The sequence below is a fragment of the Corynebacterium tuberculostearicum genome, assembly GCF_016894265.1.
Taxonomy (GTDB): Bacteria; Actinomycetota; Actinomycetes; order Mycobacteriales; family Mycobacteriaceae; genus Corynebacterium; species Corynebacterium tuberculostearicum_D.
Map to the genome: position 1 here is coordinate 2,199,033 of NZ_CP069791.1, position 14,810 is coordinate 2,213,842.

A 14,810-nucleotide genomic window follows, 5' to 3' on the forward strand; every position below is an offset into this window, starting at 1 on the left:
GGCGCTTTCTGGACTACGGTGGGAGGGGTACATGTTGCCAATGCGCTAGTTGCCAGAAAGGCCTACCACCATGGATATCACCGCATCTGCCCAGTGGAGCGAGCTCGCGAAGGTATATGAGGACAAGAAGGACCTCAACCTCCGCGAGCTTTTTGCCGCCGATGCAGACCGCGCCCGCAACTTCACCTTCGACGCCGCCGGGCTGCACGTCGATCTGTCGAAGAACCTGATCGACGGGGACATCGTCAAGCAGCTGGTGGAGGTAGCCAAGGCCGCCGACCTTGAGGCCCGCCGCGACGCCATGTTCGCCGGCGAGCACATCAACAACACCGAGGACCGCGCCGTGCTGCATACCGCGCTGCGCATCCCGGCCGAAGATGACTTGAGCGTCGATGGCCAGGACGTTGCCGCCGATGTCCACGAGGTCTTGGGCCGCATGCGTGATTTTGCCACCGCGCTGCGCTCCGGCGCTTGGCTGGGGCACACCGGCCACACCATCAAAAAGGTGGTCAACATCGGCATCGGCGGCTCCGACCTTGGTCCGGCCATGGCGGCCAAGGCACTGCGTTCCTATGAGGTCGCTGGCATCTCCGCTGAGTTCGTCTCCAACGTTGACCCGGCCGATATGGCCGCCACGCTCGATGGCCTGGATGCAGAATCCACCCTATTCATCATCGCCTCCAAGACGTTTACCACTCAGGAGACGCTGACCAATGCGCACGCTGCGCGCCGCTGGCTCATCGAGCAATTCGATGGTGATGAATCCGCCGTGGCCAAGCACTTCGTCGCCGTGTCCACCAATGCGGAGAAGGTAGCCGAGTTCGGCATCGATACCGAGAACATGTTCCCGTTCTGGAATTGGGTCGGCGGCCGCTACTCTGTGGATTGCGCCATCGGCCTGTCCCTCATGTGCACCATCGGCCCGATGGACTTCATGCGCTTCCTCGAGGGCTTCCACGCCATGGACAAGCACTTCCGCACCACCCCACTGGAAGAAAACGTCCCGGCACTCATGGGCCTCTTGGGTGTCTGGTACACCAACTTCTTCGGCGCCCAGACCCACGCCGTGCTCCCCTATTCCCAGGACCTCGGCCGCTTCCCGGCCTACCTGCAGCAGCTGACCATGGAATCCAATGGCAAGTCCGTGCGCCGCGACGGCACCGCGGTCACCGTTCCATCCACCGGGGAAATCTACTGGGGCGAGCCGGGCACCAATGGCCAGCACGCTTTCTTCCAACTCATGCACCAAGGCACCCGCCTCATCCCGGCGGACTTCATCGGGTTTGCCCGCCCGAAGCAGGACTTCCCCACCGCCGATGGCTCCGGGTCCATGCATGATCTGCTCATGGGCAACTTCTTTGCGCAGACCAAGGTGTTGGCCTTTGGCAAGACCGCAGAGGAAATCGCGGCCGAAGGCGTAGACGAGGCCGTCGTGCCCCATAAGGTCATGCCGGGCAACCGCCCGACCACCACCATCCTGGCTGAGGAGCTCACCCCGCAGACCCTCGGCGCGCTCATCGCGCTTTATGAGCACATCGTGTTTACCCAGGGCGTTATCTGGGATATCAATTCCTTTGATCAGTGGGGCGTGGAGCTGGGCAAGCAGCAGGCTAATGATCTGGCCCCAGCCGTCTCCGGCGCTGCCGCCGCCGACTCCGGCGACCAGTCCACCGATGAGCTCATCGGTTGGTATCGCTCCAACCGCTAAAGGCCCACTTTTAGCCGCGTTATCCCCTCCCACCCACTCGGCGGGGCGGATAACGCGGCTGCTTTATGGCCTCGCTTGTCCCACGTCTATGTAAAACAAACACGTTCTGCCCCAAATCAAAGGAAAATTAGGCAGAACGTGCTTGTTTGTCAGTAGAATGCGGTTTAGAGCTTGACCATCGGTTCCCAGCCGAAGGGGATTTCCTCCGAGTTCACAATCCGGCGGCCGAACGGAAAGCAGGTCACTGGGATCATCTTCAAGTTGGCCAGCGCGGCTGGGATGCCCACGATGGTCACTACCTGTGCCGCCGCGGTGGTTATGTGACCAATCGCCAACCATAGGCCGGCGACCACGAACCAGACGACGTTGGAAAAGGTGGACATGGAGCCGCTGCCCTTGACTGGCTGCACCACCGAGCGGCCAAACGGCCACAGGGCGAAGTTAGCCATGCGGAACGACGCCACGCCCGCGGGGATAGTAACGATGAAGATGCAGGCAATGATGCCAAAGATGAAATAGGCAAGGGCTAGGAGGAACCCGCCGGTAATAAACCAAACGATGTTAAGAAAGGTACGCATGTCCCCCACACTAGCGCGGGAGTCTTAGTGCGCGGGGTGAAGTGGCTGGCAATGCGGGCACCACCAGATGATGCGCTCGAGTTCGCCTTCATCACCTCCGCAGTCCACACCGCCGAGCGCACCCTTGGTGATGAACGTGCCACAGCGACGACAGCGCTTGCGGTTGCGCCCGAAGACATAGGTGGTCTCCCCGGCGCGGCGCACGCCGGTGGTCACGCGCACCGGGGATGTGCGGTTGGCCCACATGATGCGCCGAGAGATGTCGAGTATGCGGGCGGTGTCGACCTCGGCCACCGGTGTGGCCGGGTGCACCCCCGCAAGGAAACAGGCCTCGGCGCGGTATTCATTGCCGATCCCCGCGACGACTTTTTGGTCTAGCAGCGCCGCTCCGATGGCTCGCTGCGGCCGGGAGTTAAGCCGGCGCAGGGCCTCCTCGCGGTCCCAGTCGGGGTCGAGAATGTCCGGACCGAGGTGAACGATGCGCTGGTGGTAGTGGTCGGCGGGATAGATGTCCACGAAGCCCAGCTGGTGGCCAACGACCTCGATATCGCGCGGGGCGTTGGCTAGCTGCAGCACGATGCGGGCGGTATGCCCAGGCTTGCGCCAGCGATCGCCTGCGTAGTGGATGGCCCAAGTGCCTTCCATCTTGAGGTGGGTGTGCACGATGGTCTGGTCGAATTGCATAAAGAGGTGCTTGCCGTAGGGCCAGACGCGCTCGCACACCATGCCGTCTAGGTGCATGGTGGCATAGCGCGGCACGCGCACGGAGCAGCCGGTGACTACGCGGCCGGTCATGAACTGCAGGCGGTTGGATAGCTGCAGGACGGAATCGCCTTCGGGCATAACACCTCCTGTGGATCTTTAGCGGCGGTACCCGCCGCGCGGGCGGAAACCACCATTATTGCGCGGAGCGGGCGGCGGATCATCAAAGCTAAGCTCTTCGATGGCCTCGGTCGCCCGGCGGCCTGCCCGCGGGGTACGCGGAGCGGCGGCGCGGGCGGAAATGCGCACGCCCTTCGGTGTAATCCCGGCGCCGGCGTCGCGCAGGTGGGCCGCCGCATCGGTTTTATGGATGGGGCTGCCATTGCACTTTTCGACGACCAACGGGGACAACGCTCCCCTTGCCACCATGTCCGTGAGCGCGGAAACCAAGCGGGGATATACCTCGGCGGGGTCGATGCCATCGGGCAGCGATTCGATAAAGGTGGTGAGGGTTTTGCCGCCGCGGGTGAGGTGGGCGATGGGGAGGCCGTCGATAAGCACCACCAGCGCACCGGCCGAACGGGTGGGCCCGCCGGTGGCCTTGCCGTCGGCGTCGTCGCGCTGCGGCCAGGGCAGGGCCGCACCGTATGGGTTGGCCGGGTCGCAGGCGGCGAGAACGAAGGTCTCGGGCTCGGTGGTGCCAGAGGGCCAGCCGGTCACGTCCGGGGAATCGGCCAGCCCACGCAAGCGGTCGATGATGGCGGGCGTGGAAAATTGGGCGGCGCCCAGCCCATCGATGACGTAGCCGCGCATGGCCTTGCCGGATTCCTCGAAGCCGGAGAGCACCTTATAGGCCAGCGCGAAACCGCCGAGCACGTCCTCGGCCACGACGGAGCCGCGGGTGAGCACGCCGTAGCGGTCGAGCCAGGCCTCGCCGTGGGCGACGGAGCGGGAAGTGGCATCGGTGGCGGCAGGGACGGCGAGCGACCACCGGCCCATGACATCGGGCGGGGTCCCGGCGCCCGCGGCGTTCTGCGCTTGGGCGAAGGAGGTGCGCCCCATGCGCAGGCGGGAGCGGGTAGGCCGGCGCTTCGAGCGGTGCGCGGTGCGGCCTGAGCGCGAACCGCCGGATGACAGCCGGGTGCGGATCGGCGCGAAGGAATCGGGGCTTACCAGGCCCATCTCCACTAACCCCCAGAGGGCCTCGCGGGTCTCCTCGGTGGTACCGGGGGCCTCGGCGGCAATATCGGCAAAGAGGAAGCCACCGCCGCGGCCGAGGACATCGAGGATGGAGCGCTGCACCATGCTGACGCCCTCGGCATCCGTTTCCGGGGCGAGTTGAGCAGCATAGTCTGAGGGCAACAGCATGATCCAGGGGTCGGCCGCGCCGGCCTTGCCAGCACCCACAATGAGCACCTCGCCATTGGAGGTGAGCTCATCGAGCATGGTGGGTGAATAATCGCCCACCCGAGCGGGCAGGATGAGCGATTCCCACGCAGAGGCGGGCAGACGCACCCCGGCGAGCTGCTCGATGACGGAAAAGACGCCATCGGCACCGCGCAGGACCGGGCGCTTTCCAGCCGGTGCGATGCTATGCCACTCCGGCAAGAAGCGGGCGAAGGTAGCGCCCGAGACCGGCTCGGTGGCAGCCCTAGCTGCGGCGAGCGAGCGCGAACGAATCGTCTTGAGCACCGCGGCGGCGCAATACTCCTGCTCCTCCACTCCCTGGCGATAGCGGCCTTCTACTACCCCATCGAGCGCGCCGAGGACAGTGTGCGCGGCGGAGACGGATATGCCGAAGGCCGCAGTGAGATCGCGCAGCACAAACGGACCGCGGGTGCGCGCCCACCGCGAGACCAGCTGCGGCAAGGCATCAGAAATGGTGGCCACTTGGGCAGGGATGCCGGGAGGGATGGGGATGCCTAGGGCGTCGCGAAGCAGGGGCGCATCCTGGGCCTGGGCTAAGTGCTCGCGCCCGCCAATGCGCACGCGCATAATCCGGGTGCCCAGCTGGTCCAAGGAGGATAGCGGCACGTCGGTGTGCTCGCTCAGCTCGTCGACGGGAATCGGCCCCAGCACGCGCAGCAGGTCCGCAACCCCCTCGGTGGTACGAGCCCGGCGCGAGGGATCGGTGCGTTGGAGCTGGGCGTGAACCTCAGCGATGATCTCTGGATCGAGCAGCTCGCGCAGCTCTACCGTGCCGAGCAGCTTGGCTAAAAGCGCCGGGTCTAGGGCCAGTGCGGCCGCGCGCTTTTCTGCCAACGGGGAATCGCCCTCGTACATGAATGCGCCGGTGTAGTTAAACAGCAGCGAAGAGGCAAAGGGCGAAGGTTGCTCGGTGGTGACCTCCGCGATGCGGATGCGGCGATGGCCCAGCTCCCGCATGACCTCCGTAAGCGCCGGCACATCGTAGACGTCCTGGACGCACTCGCGCACCGTCTCCAAGATGATGGGAAAGGACGGGTACTTGCGGGCAACGTCCAAAAGCTGCTCGGCGCGCTGGCGCTGCTGCCACAGCGGTGCGCGCTTGCCCGGGTTGCGGCGAGGCAAGAGCAACGCGCGGGCCGCGCATTCGCGGAAGCGGGAGGCAAAGAGCGCGGAATTGCCCACTTGCTCGGCCACGATATCGGCGATCTCATCGGCGTCGAAGTCAAAGATGGATCCATCGGGCTCGGATTCGGCCTCAGGCAGGCGCAGCACGATGCCGTCATCGCCGGCCACCGCCTGCGGGTCCATGCCGGTGCGCTCGCCCACCCGGGCGCCTACCGCAAGCGCCCACGCGGAGTTGACCGGCCGGCCAAACGGGGTATGCAGCACCACCCGCCAATCCCCCAGCTCATCGCGGAAGCGCTCGAGCACCAATGTCTTTTCATCCGGGATGACACCGGTGGCCTCGTTCTGCTCCTGCAGATAGGCCACGATATTGGAGCGCGCATTATCATCGGCATCCGCGATAACTTCCGGCGAGCTAAAGACCTCGCGGCGGTACTCGCCCAGCGCCTTGCCCAGCTCATAGGGGCGACCCGCGCCATCACCATTCCAAAACGGCAGGCGCCCGGTATGCCCCGGCGCGGGCGTGACCAACACCTGGTCGCGATTGATGTCCTCAATGCGCCAACTGGTCGCGCCCAGGGTGAAAACATCGCCCACCCGGGACTCGTAGACCATCTCTTCATCCAGCTCGCCTACCCGGCGCGGGGCGCCCCCGGAGCCCTCACCGGCGCCGGTATAGAGGAATACGCCAAACATGCCCCTATCCGGAATCGTGCCGCCACTGGTCACGGCCACGCGCTGGGCACCAGGCCGCGCAGTCATCACTCCCGTCACGCGGTCATAGACCACGCGGGGCTTGAGCTCGGCAAAATCCGTGGACGGGTACACGCCGCTGACCAAGTCCAGCACGGAGTCATAGACTTCGCGCGCCAGATCGCGGTAAGGCCAGGCCCGGCGGACCATCTCGTACCACTCATCGGCATCGAGCCCATCGTCCCCGGCCGCGGCCACCGCCGCCACCGTCTGCTGCGCCAGCACATCCAGCGGGTTGCGCGGGGTATGCATCTCCTCAATGAGGCCTGCGCGCATGCGCGCTACCGTCAGCGTGGACTGCACCAGATCCGCCCGGTGTTTGGGATAAAAGGAGCCATGCGATACCGCGCCCACAAAGTGCCCGGCGCGGCCCACTCGCTGCAGGCCGGAGGCCACGGAGGGCGGAGATTCCACCTGCACCACCAGCTCCACGGCTCCCATATCGATGCCCAGCTCCAGCGAGCTCGTGGCCACCACGGCCTTGAGCGTGCCCTCCTTCAGCATCGTTTCTGTCATCGCGCGCTCGTCCTTGGACACCGAGCCGTGGTGGGCGCGGGCGATGACGGCCGGGGCCTTGCCGGCGACGTCGACCTGCTTCATCAGCTGGGCCGGGTCGCGGCGGGTCTCCGGCGAGAGCGATTCCGGATCGTGTTCGGCCGCATAGAGCTCATTGAGCCGGCTGGTCAGCCGCTCGGCGGTGCGGCGGGAATTGACAAATACCAACGTGGAGCGGTGCGCCATGATCTCCGCATAGAGGTCATCCTCTATATACGGCCAGATGGACTTGGCCGTGGGCAGCGCGGACTCATCCACGGAAGGAGAGCTGATGCCAATCGCATCATCCACCGTCATCTCCCCAATGGTGGAGCCCTGCTCCGGCGTGGGGAGATCGGACATATCCTCCACGGGCACGTGCACGTCCAGCTGCCACTTCTTTTCCGCGGCTGGGGCCACGATCTCTACCGGCCGGTTGCCACCCAAGAAATTCGATACCGCAGACAGCGGCCGCACGGTGGCGGAAAGACCGATGCGCTGGAAGTCCCCCGCCACCTGCTGCAGGCGCTCCAAGGTCAGCGCTAGGTGCACGCCACGCTTGGTGCCGGCCAAGGCGTGGATCTCATCGATAATGACGGTATCCACCGTCTTCAAAATCCCCGCCGCCTTGGAGGTCAGCATCAGATAGGCCGACTCCGGGGTGGTGATCAAGATATCCGGCGGCTTGCGCACCTGCCGCGCACGCTCAGCAGACGGCGTATCGCCCGAGCGCACGCCTACCGATATATCCGGCACGTCCAGCCCTAGGTTCTCCGCGGTGCGCGCAATACCGGTCAGCGGGGCGCGCAGGTTATTTTCCACGTCCACGCCCAGCGCCTTGAGCGGCGAGATATACAGCACCTTCACCCCGGCGGCGGATCCAGCAGTCCCTGAGCCCACCGGCAGCGCCAGCTGGCCTTCGCGCTCGACCAAATTATTCAGCGCCCACAAGAACGCGGCGAGCGTCTTACCGGAGCCGGTAGGGGCGACTACGAGGGCGTGCTCGCCGCGGGAAATCTTCTCCCAGGCCTGCGCCTGCACGGCAGTGGGGGCGGCAAATACATCCCGAAACCACTGCGCTACTTGGGGCCGGAAGCGGTCGAGGATGTTTTCTGGCATGCCCACACTCTAGTCCGCGTTGTAATGTGGGCACCATGACCGTCGAGATTTCTGATTCCCGCCTGACCAATTCCCTCGCCCAGGGCTGCGGTGAGATCCTTAAAGGCGTGCGCAACGGGGGCCTGCTGCGGGGCCTTTCGCTTGGCGACGCCGGCGATGAGGCCGCCCAAGAATGGATCGCCCGCGTCCTCGAGCAGCACCGTCCCCAGGACGGCATGCTCTCTGAGGAAGCCGCCGATGACCTTGCCCGCTTGAAGAAGGACCGCGTATGGATCGTGGACCCGCTCGACGGCACCAAGGAATTCGCCACCGGCCGCCAGGACTGGGCAGTGCACATTGCCCTCGTAGAAAATGGCACTCCCATCCACGCGGCGGTGGGCCTGCCGGACAAGGGCGTAACCTTCAAATCCTCGGACGTACGCGCGGTCACCGGCCCGCTGTCCAAGAAGTTCGTGATCTCCCGCAACCGCCCGCCCAAGGTAGCTAGCTACATTGCGGAAAAGATGGGCTATGAAACCGTAGGCGTCGGCTCCGCGGGTGCTAAGGCCATGCACGTGCTGCTCGGTGATTTTGACGGTTATATCCACGCCGGCGGCCAGTACGAGTGGGATCAGGCCGCCCCGGTGGGCGTCGCCCGAGCCTCCGGCCTGCACTGCTGCCGCCTCGATGGCTCCGAAATCCGCTTCAATAATGAGGACACCTTCATCCCGGATATCCTCATCTGCCGCCCCGAGCTCAAGGATGAAATCTTGGAGCATGCCCAGGCCTTTGCCGAGGAGCACGGCGGATTTTAAAGACCTAAATCGGTAGCCAGGCGCGATACTGCCCTTGTGTGAAACTCGTCGTAATCGCTAAGGGTATCCCGGCCGAGATAGCCAAAGACCTCGGCGTTGATCAGCCCAATAATCCTCGTCCAAGCCTCCAGCGCCATTTCCATCGCATCCTCGGTGAGCTCTGCGCCGATGTCCTGCGCGGCGGCTGCCAGATCCGCAGCAAACTGTGGCGAACGACGCCTCAGCGGCGCACTGGAGGCTCCTTCCAGCAGAGCAGCTATCCGGCGGCTCACTTTCGTCCCAGCTACAACAGTCTCTGCAGCCGGGGCTCGGTAGCCCACGATCGGCGTGCCATAAATCAGGCCCCAACGTTGCGGAAAATCCAGGGCCCACCGCCGCATAGCGGTCACCACTTCCACGAATCTCTCGCGTGGTTGGGCTCGTGCGTCGTCACGCTGCGCCACGGCATTATCGAGCCCATCAAAGGCATCGACGATAAGCAACGTAATCAGTTGCGCCCTATCGGGGACGTAGCGATAAATACCGGAAGAGACTATCCCTAGCTCGCGGGCTATGGCCCTCAGGTTCAGCGCCTCCACGCCACCGTTTGCGAGCTGCTTCCGCCCCAATTCGATGATGCGGGTCATCGTCTCTTCGCGGGCGCGCTCTCGTGGGGTTTGTGCCATGAATAAACTATAGCAACTCACAAATGAGAGCACTGCTCTTGTCTTCGTAGGAGGCTTCCTATACCTTGAGAGAGCATCAGTCACTAAATTGAACAGGAATCTTGGAAATGAAATATCTCATCACCGGAGCGGGCCCCGTCGGCCGCGTAGTTGCCCGTGAACTCGCCTCCCGGGGCCATGAATGCCTCATCATGAGCCGACACGCCACCACGATTAACCTCGGGCCCCGCGTCCAGCACATCACCGGCGATGCAACCAGTAAAGAGTCCTACCCTGCCAATATCGACGGCATCGCGCACTGCATTCACGCCGCCTATAACGCCGAGCAATGGCGAAAGCTGCTCATCCCCGCCGAAGAAACCGCGCTTCACATCGCTGCGGAACGCACCATCCCCATCGTGTTCCCCGAATCCACCTATGGCTTTGATCCAAACCGCGAAGAAGTCTCGCCGACTACTCCCTTGACCGACTCCCGGCATGGAAAGCCCGGCGTGCGCGCGCAGCTCATCGACGCACGTCTCGCCTCTCGCGCCCACACCGTATCCGTCATCGCGGCCGATTTATTTGGTCCCGACTCCGGGCCAGGTTGCGTCTACCACCAGCTGATCATCGGGAAGCACTTCCCCTTAGCCCTAATCAACCCACATGCGAAGCACTCGGTGACCTACCTGCCAGATTTCGGCCGCGCTCTTGCCGATGCCCTCCTCGACCCCACCAGCGCTCCTATCGTCGCAACACCGTGCGCTCCGGCGCTTACGCAGGCGGAATTCGCCGACCGCGCGGGGTGCCACCGCACCCCGATAACGATCCGCCCCTGGATGCTCAAGCTCGGTGGACTCTTAAGCACCGATCTGCGTGGGCTGGTTGAGATGACCTACTTATGGGAGCGCCCCTCCATCCTCACTGGCGCCACTGCACGGTGGAAAGCTACCCCCATAGAACAAGCGCTACGCGAAACAGCCTCCTGCGATAATGCCACTGCCAGCGCTAAGAGGAAATAAACGCTCCAACTACTCCAATGTTTTTCTAACGCTCTATACTGGAGCACCATGAGTGATACGTCCACCGTTTCTAGCGCCGCTATTGCCACTCCGTACGAGGATCTGCTGCGTCGCGTTCTCGACAAAGGCACGCCCAAAGGCGATCGCACCGGGACAGGCACACGCTCCATTTTTGGTGCGCAGCTGCGCTATAACCTGGCCGAGTCTTTCCCGCTACTGACCACCAAGAAGGTCTATTTCCACGCGGTATTGGGCGAGCTTTTGTGGTTCCTCAAAGGCGAGTCCAATATCAAGTTCCTGCAGGATAACAAGGTCCGCATCTGGAATGAGTGGGCGGATGACAATGGCGAGCTAGGGCCGGTCTACGGCGTGCAGTGGCGCTCCTGGCCCACCCCGGATGGCCAGCACATTGACCAGATCCAGCAGGCGCTCGATACTCTGAAGAATAATCCGGACTCGCGCCGCAACTTGGTCTCCGCATGGAACGTCGCGGAGCTGGACAAGATGGCGCTGATGCCCTGCCACTTGCTCTTCCAGCTCTACGTGGCCGATGGCACCTTGTCCATGCAGGTCTACCAGCGCTCGGCCGATATGTTCCTAGGTGTTCCCTTCAATATCGCCTCTTACGCGGCGCTGACCCACATGTTTGCCCAGCAGGCCGGCCTCAAGGTGGGCGAGCTCATCTGGACCGGCGGCGATTGCCATATTTATAACGACCACGTGGAGCAGGTCAAAGAGCAGCTTTCCCGCGAACCCCGCCCGTACCCGCAGCTCAACCTGCACAAGGCGGAAGACATGTTCTCTTATGACTTCGCCGATTTTGAGATTGAGGGCTACGACCCCCACCCCACCATCAAGGCGCAGGTGTCCGTCTAATGTTGGGCGCAATCTGGGCACAGTCCCTCGATGGAATCATTGGCGATGGCGAACAAATGCCCTGGCACGTTCCGGAGGATCTCAAGCACTTTAAGGACGTGACCATGGGCGCGCCGGTCATCATGGGCCGGAAAACCTGGGAGTCCCTCAACCCTAAGTTCCGCCCCCTTCCCGGCCGGGAGAATTACGTGCTCTCCTCCCGCACCCCCGGCCAGTGGTCCGCCGGCGCCCAGGTGCTCACCGAAATGCCCTCGCTTTCCGACGCCTGGGTTCTCGGCGGCGGCCAAATCTACACCGCCACCTTGGACCAGGTGGACCGCATTGAGGTCACGCTCATGGGCGTTAATATCGGTAGCACCTACGGCGAAAAGTCCATCTACGCCCCCGAAATCCCCGAGGAATTCGGCCTCGCCCACAGCACCGATTGGCTAACCTCCGCCAAGGGCCACCTGGCCCTGCCGGACCAAGAGGCCAGCGATCTCCCCATCAAGTACCGCTTTTTAACCTACGACCGAAAGGATGCAGCCTAATGACTGTACAAACCCCCGAACCCACCGCTGACGTCACCATCTTCTACGCCGACTGGTGCCCCTTCTGCGCCAAGCTCATCAAGAACCTGGACCGCACCGAAACCCCGTACGCGCTTGTCGACGTCGAGGGTGACAACACCGACGACATCAACGCCTGGATCGAATCCGTTAACGACGGCAACCGCATCATCCCCACCGTCCTCTACTCGGACGGCACCCACGAAACCAACCCACCAGCCTCCTCCGTGCGCAATAAGCAGAAGGAATTGGCCGAAAGCTAACCCACACCCCAGCCATTTCGGGGCACTCCTGCCCCACTGCTATGATTAGCCAAGTTGCACACGCAACCCCGCCCCAGTAGCTCAGGGGATAGAGCACGGCTCTCCTAAAGCCGGTGTCGGTGGTTCGAATCCACTCTGGGGCACCATGTGAAGTCTCGAGACATCGTTCCGGTCGGTGTCTTGAGATTTTTCGTTTTTAGTTGCCCCGACTGGGGTTGAGTTCGCTGTCGTTCTTGTTGTAGTAGATCTTTTCTTCGGTGAGTGTGTAGGCGGCGCTTTGTGCCCCGGTGGCGGTTATTTTGACGTCTACGCGGTTGTCGATGCAGACCATGGAGATTGGTTCGCCGCCCCATCGGCGTGAGGTTCTAGCGCAGTTCTAGGCTGCGGTCGACAGTGCTGGGGTCGAGTGTTCGAGGATTCGTGCGAGGGCGTTGTGAAGTCTCGAGACGTCGTTCCGCTTGGTGTCTCGAGACTTTTGCTCTTCGAATGGTGGGAGTGGCAAGAATTTCGTAATCTAGGCCCATGAAACTTCTTCTCGCTTCATTCCTGCACCCGGACATCGGCGACTACATTTCGGGGCGAGTGCTATATATCGATGATGCCGCTTCAGAGATGCGCAAGGCACCATTTGCACAGGCAGAGCTGAAGGCAATTGGAGAGGCAGCAGAGACCTTAGTCCCTCTCACCCTATCGCAATCAAACCCAAGCGATATTCAAAATGAAATTGCATCAGCCAACTGCATTTATGTCGCGAGCGGCGACGTGTTCCGCCTACTTGACGTACTGAAGAAAACGGGTGCCGACCGTGCACTGACTGAGGCAGTAAAGCAGGGCAAATTTTACGCTGGAAGTTCTGCAGGAGCAGTTGTTGCCGGCCCATCAATTGAGCCGGCATCAATCATGGACGATTCCAAAACGGCACCGCAGCTCACCGAATATACAGGGCTAAACTTCACTCCTCATGTCATTGTTCCTCATGCACAAGGAACCACTGGGCCTTATTCAATAGAGGTCATCAGTAAGACTGTCGAGACCTACGGCCGAGAATGGAACTTGCTACTTTTGAGAGATGGGCAAGCCCTCTTTATAGATGATGAAAAATCCATTCTCATCTAATCTGCGATGACAAACACGCCAAGCCGACCAGGAAAGTCCATTTACGCCTCAACTACCAGCACTTTCCTTGTGGCCGAGCAGTTCCCTTAACAATACTATTTAGGGACCATGGGGTCATTTGTTTCGGTGAGCTCCCATCTCGCAGAGCCGACGTTGTGGCGCTTTGAGACAGTCTCACTCATTGTTATTCACCTGCTGCCTGGGACTTAGCTTCTTGGGACTCACCAATGGCATTACCAAGCGCTGCGATGAATGCGATTAGGCCTACCGTGATGAGGATGTGTCCCAGACCAGCGATGCCAGAGACCATTGCAGAGGACTCCTCCCCCAGTACGGTCAGGCATCCGTGCCAGATCATGACTCCAACAGTGACGACCACGCCGACGTTGTAGAGCCAGAAGAACGCATTGAACTGACCGCGGTTGCGCGACAGACCAAAGACTTTCTCCAATACCAAGAAGATAAGGCTCATCATGAAACCGAGCGCTAGCAAGTGAGTATGCGCCACGCTCAACTGGGTGAACTCGCCCTCGGGGAAATCATTGGCACGCGTGAATTCGCGGTAGAACACGCCAGCGCCCAAGCCCAATACAAGGTAGAAAATAGATGCCCAATACAAAGCTTTCATGGTCATTCTCCTTCCCAACCGCTGTCACGACCGGAGTAGCGATGAATAAAATACTCTAAGGACTTATCCTTCTACATTCGTCATCGTTTTGAATCACAGGGCTGGTTGAAACTGCAATCAACCAGTTGGTTGACTATGAGATCCGGAAGATTAATATTCATAGTCCTGCCCCGAGAAATACAAGCGCTGAATGTCAGGCACCTTTGTTTCAGCAAAGACCCGAATCGTTGAAGCAGTTCCGGGTAACTCCAGCTAGTTTGAACAGGCCCACGCCTGAACCTTGTTCATATGTTCAACGAAGGCCGCTTCTGTTCTTTGCTCATGCAATTGAAGCCAAGCATCCACGACATCATCTGGGTAGACGCCCACCCCGCGCAATACCGCCGCGGTGAATGACACTGGAGCCAATCCAGATGCCGTAATCACTCCGCCATCAGAAACTGCGTCTTCTTCTTTGTAGCCGTCGATGTTGGCGTAGTTGATTGAGGCAAGAAAACCTTGCGCGTTTGAAGTGTGTTTACAGTGGTCAAGCACCCCGGCACGAGCAAAGGCCAAAGTTCCACCACAGATTGCCGCCAAGAGCACTCCGTTCTCATTTAAGACCCTGATCGTTTCCAGCAACTGTTCGTGGCCGTTAAAGTATGTATCTGCCCCTGGCACCACGAACGCCGCAATATCAGTCCGATTCTGGATGTCCTGCAAGGTCAGACCTGGAACTACCTCGATTCCACCCTTGGAGCGGACGGCTTCTAGAGATTCGCCAACAAACAAAACCTTGAAGCGATCCGGCACTTGAGCTTCAGCTTCAGCTACTTGAGTTGTGAGGTAGGCATACTCCCAATCAGACATGGTTTCCGTCGCATAAATAGCAATGACCTTCATGGATCTCACAATACGCGGGCCTGCTGAATCACTACTAGACACGCGAAAGTTTCGATCAGCGTGTCTCTTGCCCACTCAAACCGACCTGCT

At 61.4% G+C, this 14,810-nt stretch carries 13 protein-coding genes, 1 tRNA gene and 1 pseudogene; 8 read left to right on the top strand and 7 right to left on the bottom strand.

Annotated elements, in window-relative coordinates:
- The first annotated feature begins 70 nt into the window (after window positions 1–70).
- A complete protein-coding gene (gene pgi / locus I6J28_RS10510) occupies window positions 71–1,708 on the top strand; it encodes a glucose-6-phosphate isomerase (RefSeq protein WP_204609813.1) in 1,638 nt (545 codons plus the stop codon).
- Between the two features lie 164 nt (window positions 1,709–1,872).
- Here pgi and I6J28_RS10515 read toward each other — a convergent pair whose 3' ends face one another.
- Genes I6J28_RS10515 through I6J28_RS10525 form a run of 3 tightly spaced genes read right to left on the bottom strand, consistent with a single transcriptional unit; the run spans window position 1,873 to window position 7,947 of the window.
- Window positions 1,873–2,286: a YccF domain-containing protein gene (locus I6J28_RS10515; RefSeq protein ID WP_204609815.1), complete on the bottom strand. Its 414-nt coding sequence runs from the start codon at window positions 2,284–2,286 to the stop codon at window positions 1,873–1,875.
- Between the two features lie 24 nt (window positions 2,287–2,310).
- Window positions 2,311–3,129 (bottom strand): Fpg/Nei family DNA glycosylase, encoded by an 819-nt coding sequence (locus I6J28_RS10520; RefSeq protein ID WP_204609817.1) that lies wholly within the window; start codon window positions 3,127–3,129, stop codon window positions 2,311–2,313.
- Window positions 3,130–3,147: 18 nt separating this feature from the next.
- Window positions 3,148–7,947 carry an ATP-dependent helicase gene (locus I6J28_RS10525; RefSeq protein WP_204609819.1) on the bottom strand — a complete coding sequence of 1,600 codons (4,800 nt, stop codon included), beginning with the start codon at window positions 7,945–7,947 and terminating at the stop codon, window positions 3,148–3,150.
- A gap of 35 nt (window positions 7,948–7,982) precedes the next feature.
- Here I6J28_RS10525 and I6J28_RS10530 point away from each other — a divergent pair, with 35 nt between their 5' ends.
- A complete protein-coding gene (locus I6J28_RS10530; RefSeq protein WP_204609822.1) occupies window positions 7,983–8,741 on the top strand; it encodes a 3'(2'),5'-bisphosphate nucleotidase CysQ in 759 nt (252 codons plus the stop codon).
- Here the strand turns inward: I6J28_RS10530 and I6J28_RS10535 are convergent.
- On the bottom strand, window positions 8,738–9,406 hold the full coding sequence (locus tag I6J28_RS10535) for a TetR/AcrR family transcriptional regulator (protein ID WP_005323820.1): 669 nt from the start codon (window positions 9,404–9,406) through the stop codon (window positions 8,738–8,740). The two genes, I6J28_RS10530 and I6J28_RS10535, sit on opposite strands and share 4 nt — an antisense overlap.
- A 107-nt stretch (window positions 9,407–9,513) precedes the next feature.
- On the opposite strand from I6J28_RS10535, the gene I6J28_RS10540 reads away from it, so the two are divergent.
- The 5 genes from I6J28_RS10540 to I6J28_RS10560 all read left to right on the top strand — a co-directional run bounded on the left by I6J28_RS10540 (window position 9,514) and on the right by I6J28_RS10560 (window position 12,240).
- On the top strand, window positions 9,514–10,407 hold the full coding sequence (locus I6J28_RS10540) for an NAD-dependent epimerase/dehydratase family protein (protein ID WP_204609824.1): 894 nt from the start codon (window positions 9,514–9,516) through the stop codon (window positions 10,405–10,407).
- Window positions 10,408–10,455: 48 nt separating this feature from the next.
- The gene (locus I6J28_RS10545; RefSeq protein WP_005323827.1) at window positions 10,456–11,283 is read left to right on the top strand and encodes a thymidylate synthase; all 828 of its coding nucleotides are present in this window, start codon (window positions 10,456–10,458) and stop codon (window positions 11,281–11,283) included.
- A complete protein-coding gene (locus tag I6J28_RS10550; RefSeq protein ID WP_204609826.1) occupies window positions 11,283–11,813 on the top strand; it encodes a dihydrofolate reductase in 531 nt (176 codons plus the stop codon). The genes I6J28_RS10545 and I6J28_RS10550 overlap by 1 nt, the downstream gene beginning before the upstream one ends.
- Window positions 11,813–12,094, top strand: a complete 282-nt coding sequence (locus I6J28_RS10555) for a glutaredoxin domain-containing protein (RefSeq protein WP_005323831.1) — start codon at window positions 11,813–11,815, stop codon at window positions 12,092–12,094. Before I6J28_RS10550 ends, I6J28_RS10555 begins: the two co-directional genes overlap by 1 nt.
- Before the next feature lie 70 nt (window positions 12,095–12,164).
- A tRNA-Arg gene (locus I6J28_RS10560) sits at window positions 12,165–12,240 on the top strand.
- 50 nt (window positions 12,241–12,290) lie between these two features.
- On the opposite strand, the pseudogene I6J28_RS11795 reads toward I6J28_RS10560, so the two are convergent.
- A pseudogene (locus I6J28_RS11795) lies at window positions 12,291–12,452 on the bottom strand (IS481 family transposase); the annotation flags it as partial.
- Window positions 12,453–12,616: 164 nt separating this feature from the next.
- On the opposite strand from I6J28_RS11795, the gene I6J28_RS10565 reads away from it, so the two are divergent.
- Window positions 12,617–13,210, top strand: coding sequence for a Type 1 glutamine amidotransferase-like domain-containing protein (locus I6J28_RS10565; RefSeq protein ID WP_005323835.1), 594 nt, complete (start codon window positions 12,617–12,619; stop codon window positions 13,208–13,210).
- Window positions 13,211–13,394: 184 nt separating this feature from the next.
- Here I6J28_RS10565 and I6J28_RS10570 read toward each other — a convergent pair whose 3' ends face one another.
- Both I6J28_RS10570 and I6J28_RS10575 read right to left on the bottom strand, forming a co-directional pair.
- Window positions 13,395–13,838, bottom strand: coding sequence for a DUF2871 domain-containing protein (locus I6J28_RS10570; protein WP_040425093.1), 444 nt, complete (start codon window positions 13,836–13,838; stop codon window positions 13,395–13,397).
- Between the two features lie 252 nt (window positions 13,839–14,090).
- On the bottom strand, window positions 14,091–14,720 hold the full coding sequence (locus tag I6J28_RS10575) for a DJ-1/PfpI family protein (protein WP_005323840.1): 630 nt from the start codon (window positions 14,718–14,720) through the stop codon (window positions 14,091–14,093).
- Window positions 14,721–14,810: the final 90 nt, after the last annotated feature.

Excerpts from the sequence above, each read along its gene's own strand:
- pgi (WP_204609813.1), top strand. The coding sequence starts at position 71 with ATGGATATCACCGCATCTGCCCAGTGGAGCGAGCTCGCGAAGGTATAT.
- I6J28_RS10515 (WP_204609815.1), bottom strand. The coding sequence starts at position 2,286 with ATGCGTACCTTTCTTAACATCGTTTGGTTTATTACCGGCGGGTTCCTC.
- I6J28_RS10520 (WP_204609817.1), bottom strand. The coding sequence starts at position 3,129 with ATGCCCGAAGGCGATTCCGTCCTGCAGCTATCCAACCGCCTGCAGTTC.
- I6J28_RS10525 (WP_204609819.1), bottom strand. The coding sequence starts at position 7,947 with ATGCCAGAAAACATCCTCGACCGCTTCCGGCCCCAAGTAGCGCAGTGG.
- I6J28_RS10530 (WP_204609822.1), top strand. The coding sequence starts at position 7,983 with ATGACCGTCGAGATTTCTGATTCCCGCCTGACCAATTCCCTCGCCCAG.
- I6J28_RS10535 (WP_005323820.1), bottom strand. The coding sequence starts at position 9,406 with ATGGCACAAACCCCACGAGAGCGCGCCCGCGAAGAGACGATGACCCGC.
- I6J28_RS10540 (WP_204609824.1), top strand. The coding sequence starts at position 9,514 with ATGAAATATCTCATCACCGGAGCGGGCCCCGTCGGCCGCGTAGTTGCC.
- I6J28_RS10545 (WP_005323827.1), top strand. The coding sequence starts at position 10,456 with ATGAGTGATACGTCCACCGTTTCTAGCGCCGCTATTGCCACTCCGTAC.
- I6J28_RS10550 (WP_204609826.1), top strand. The coding sequence starts at position 11,283 with ATGTTGGGCGCAATCTGGGCACAGTCCCTCGATGGAATCATTGGCGAT.
- I6J28_RS10555 (WP_005323831.1), top strand. The coding sequence starts at position 11,813 with ATGACTGTACAAACCCCCGAACCCACCGCTGACGTCACCATCTTCTAC.
- I6J28_RS10565 (WP_005323835.1), top strand. The coding sequence starts at position 12,617 with ATGAAACTTCTTCTCGCTTCATTCCTGCACCCGGACATCGGCGACTAC.
- I6J28_RS10570 (WP_040425093.1), bottom strand. The coding sequence starts at position 13,838 with ATGAAAGCTTTGTATTGGGCATCTATTTTCTACCTTGTATTGGGCTTG.
- I6J28_RS10575 (WP_005323840.1), bottom strand. The coding sequence starts at position 14,720 with ATGAAGGTCATTGCTATTTATGCGACGGAAACCATGTCTGATTGGGAG.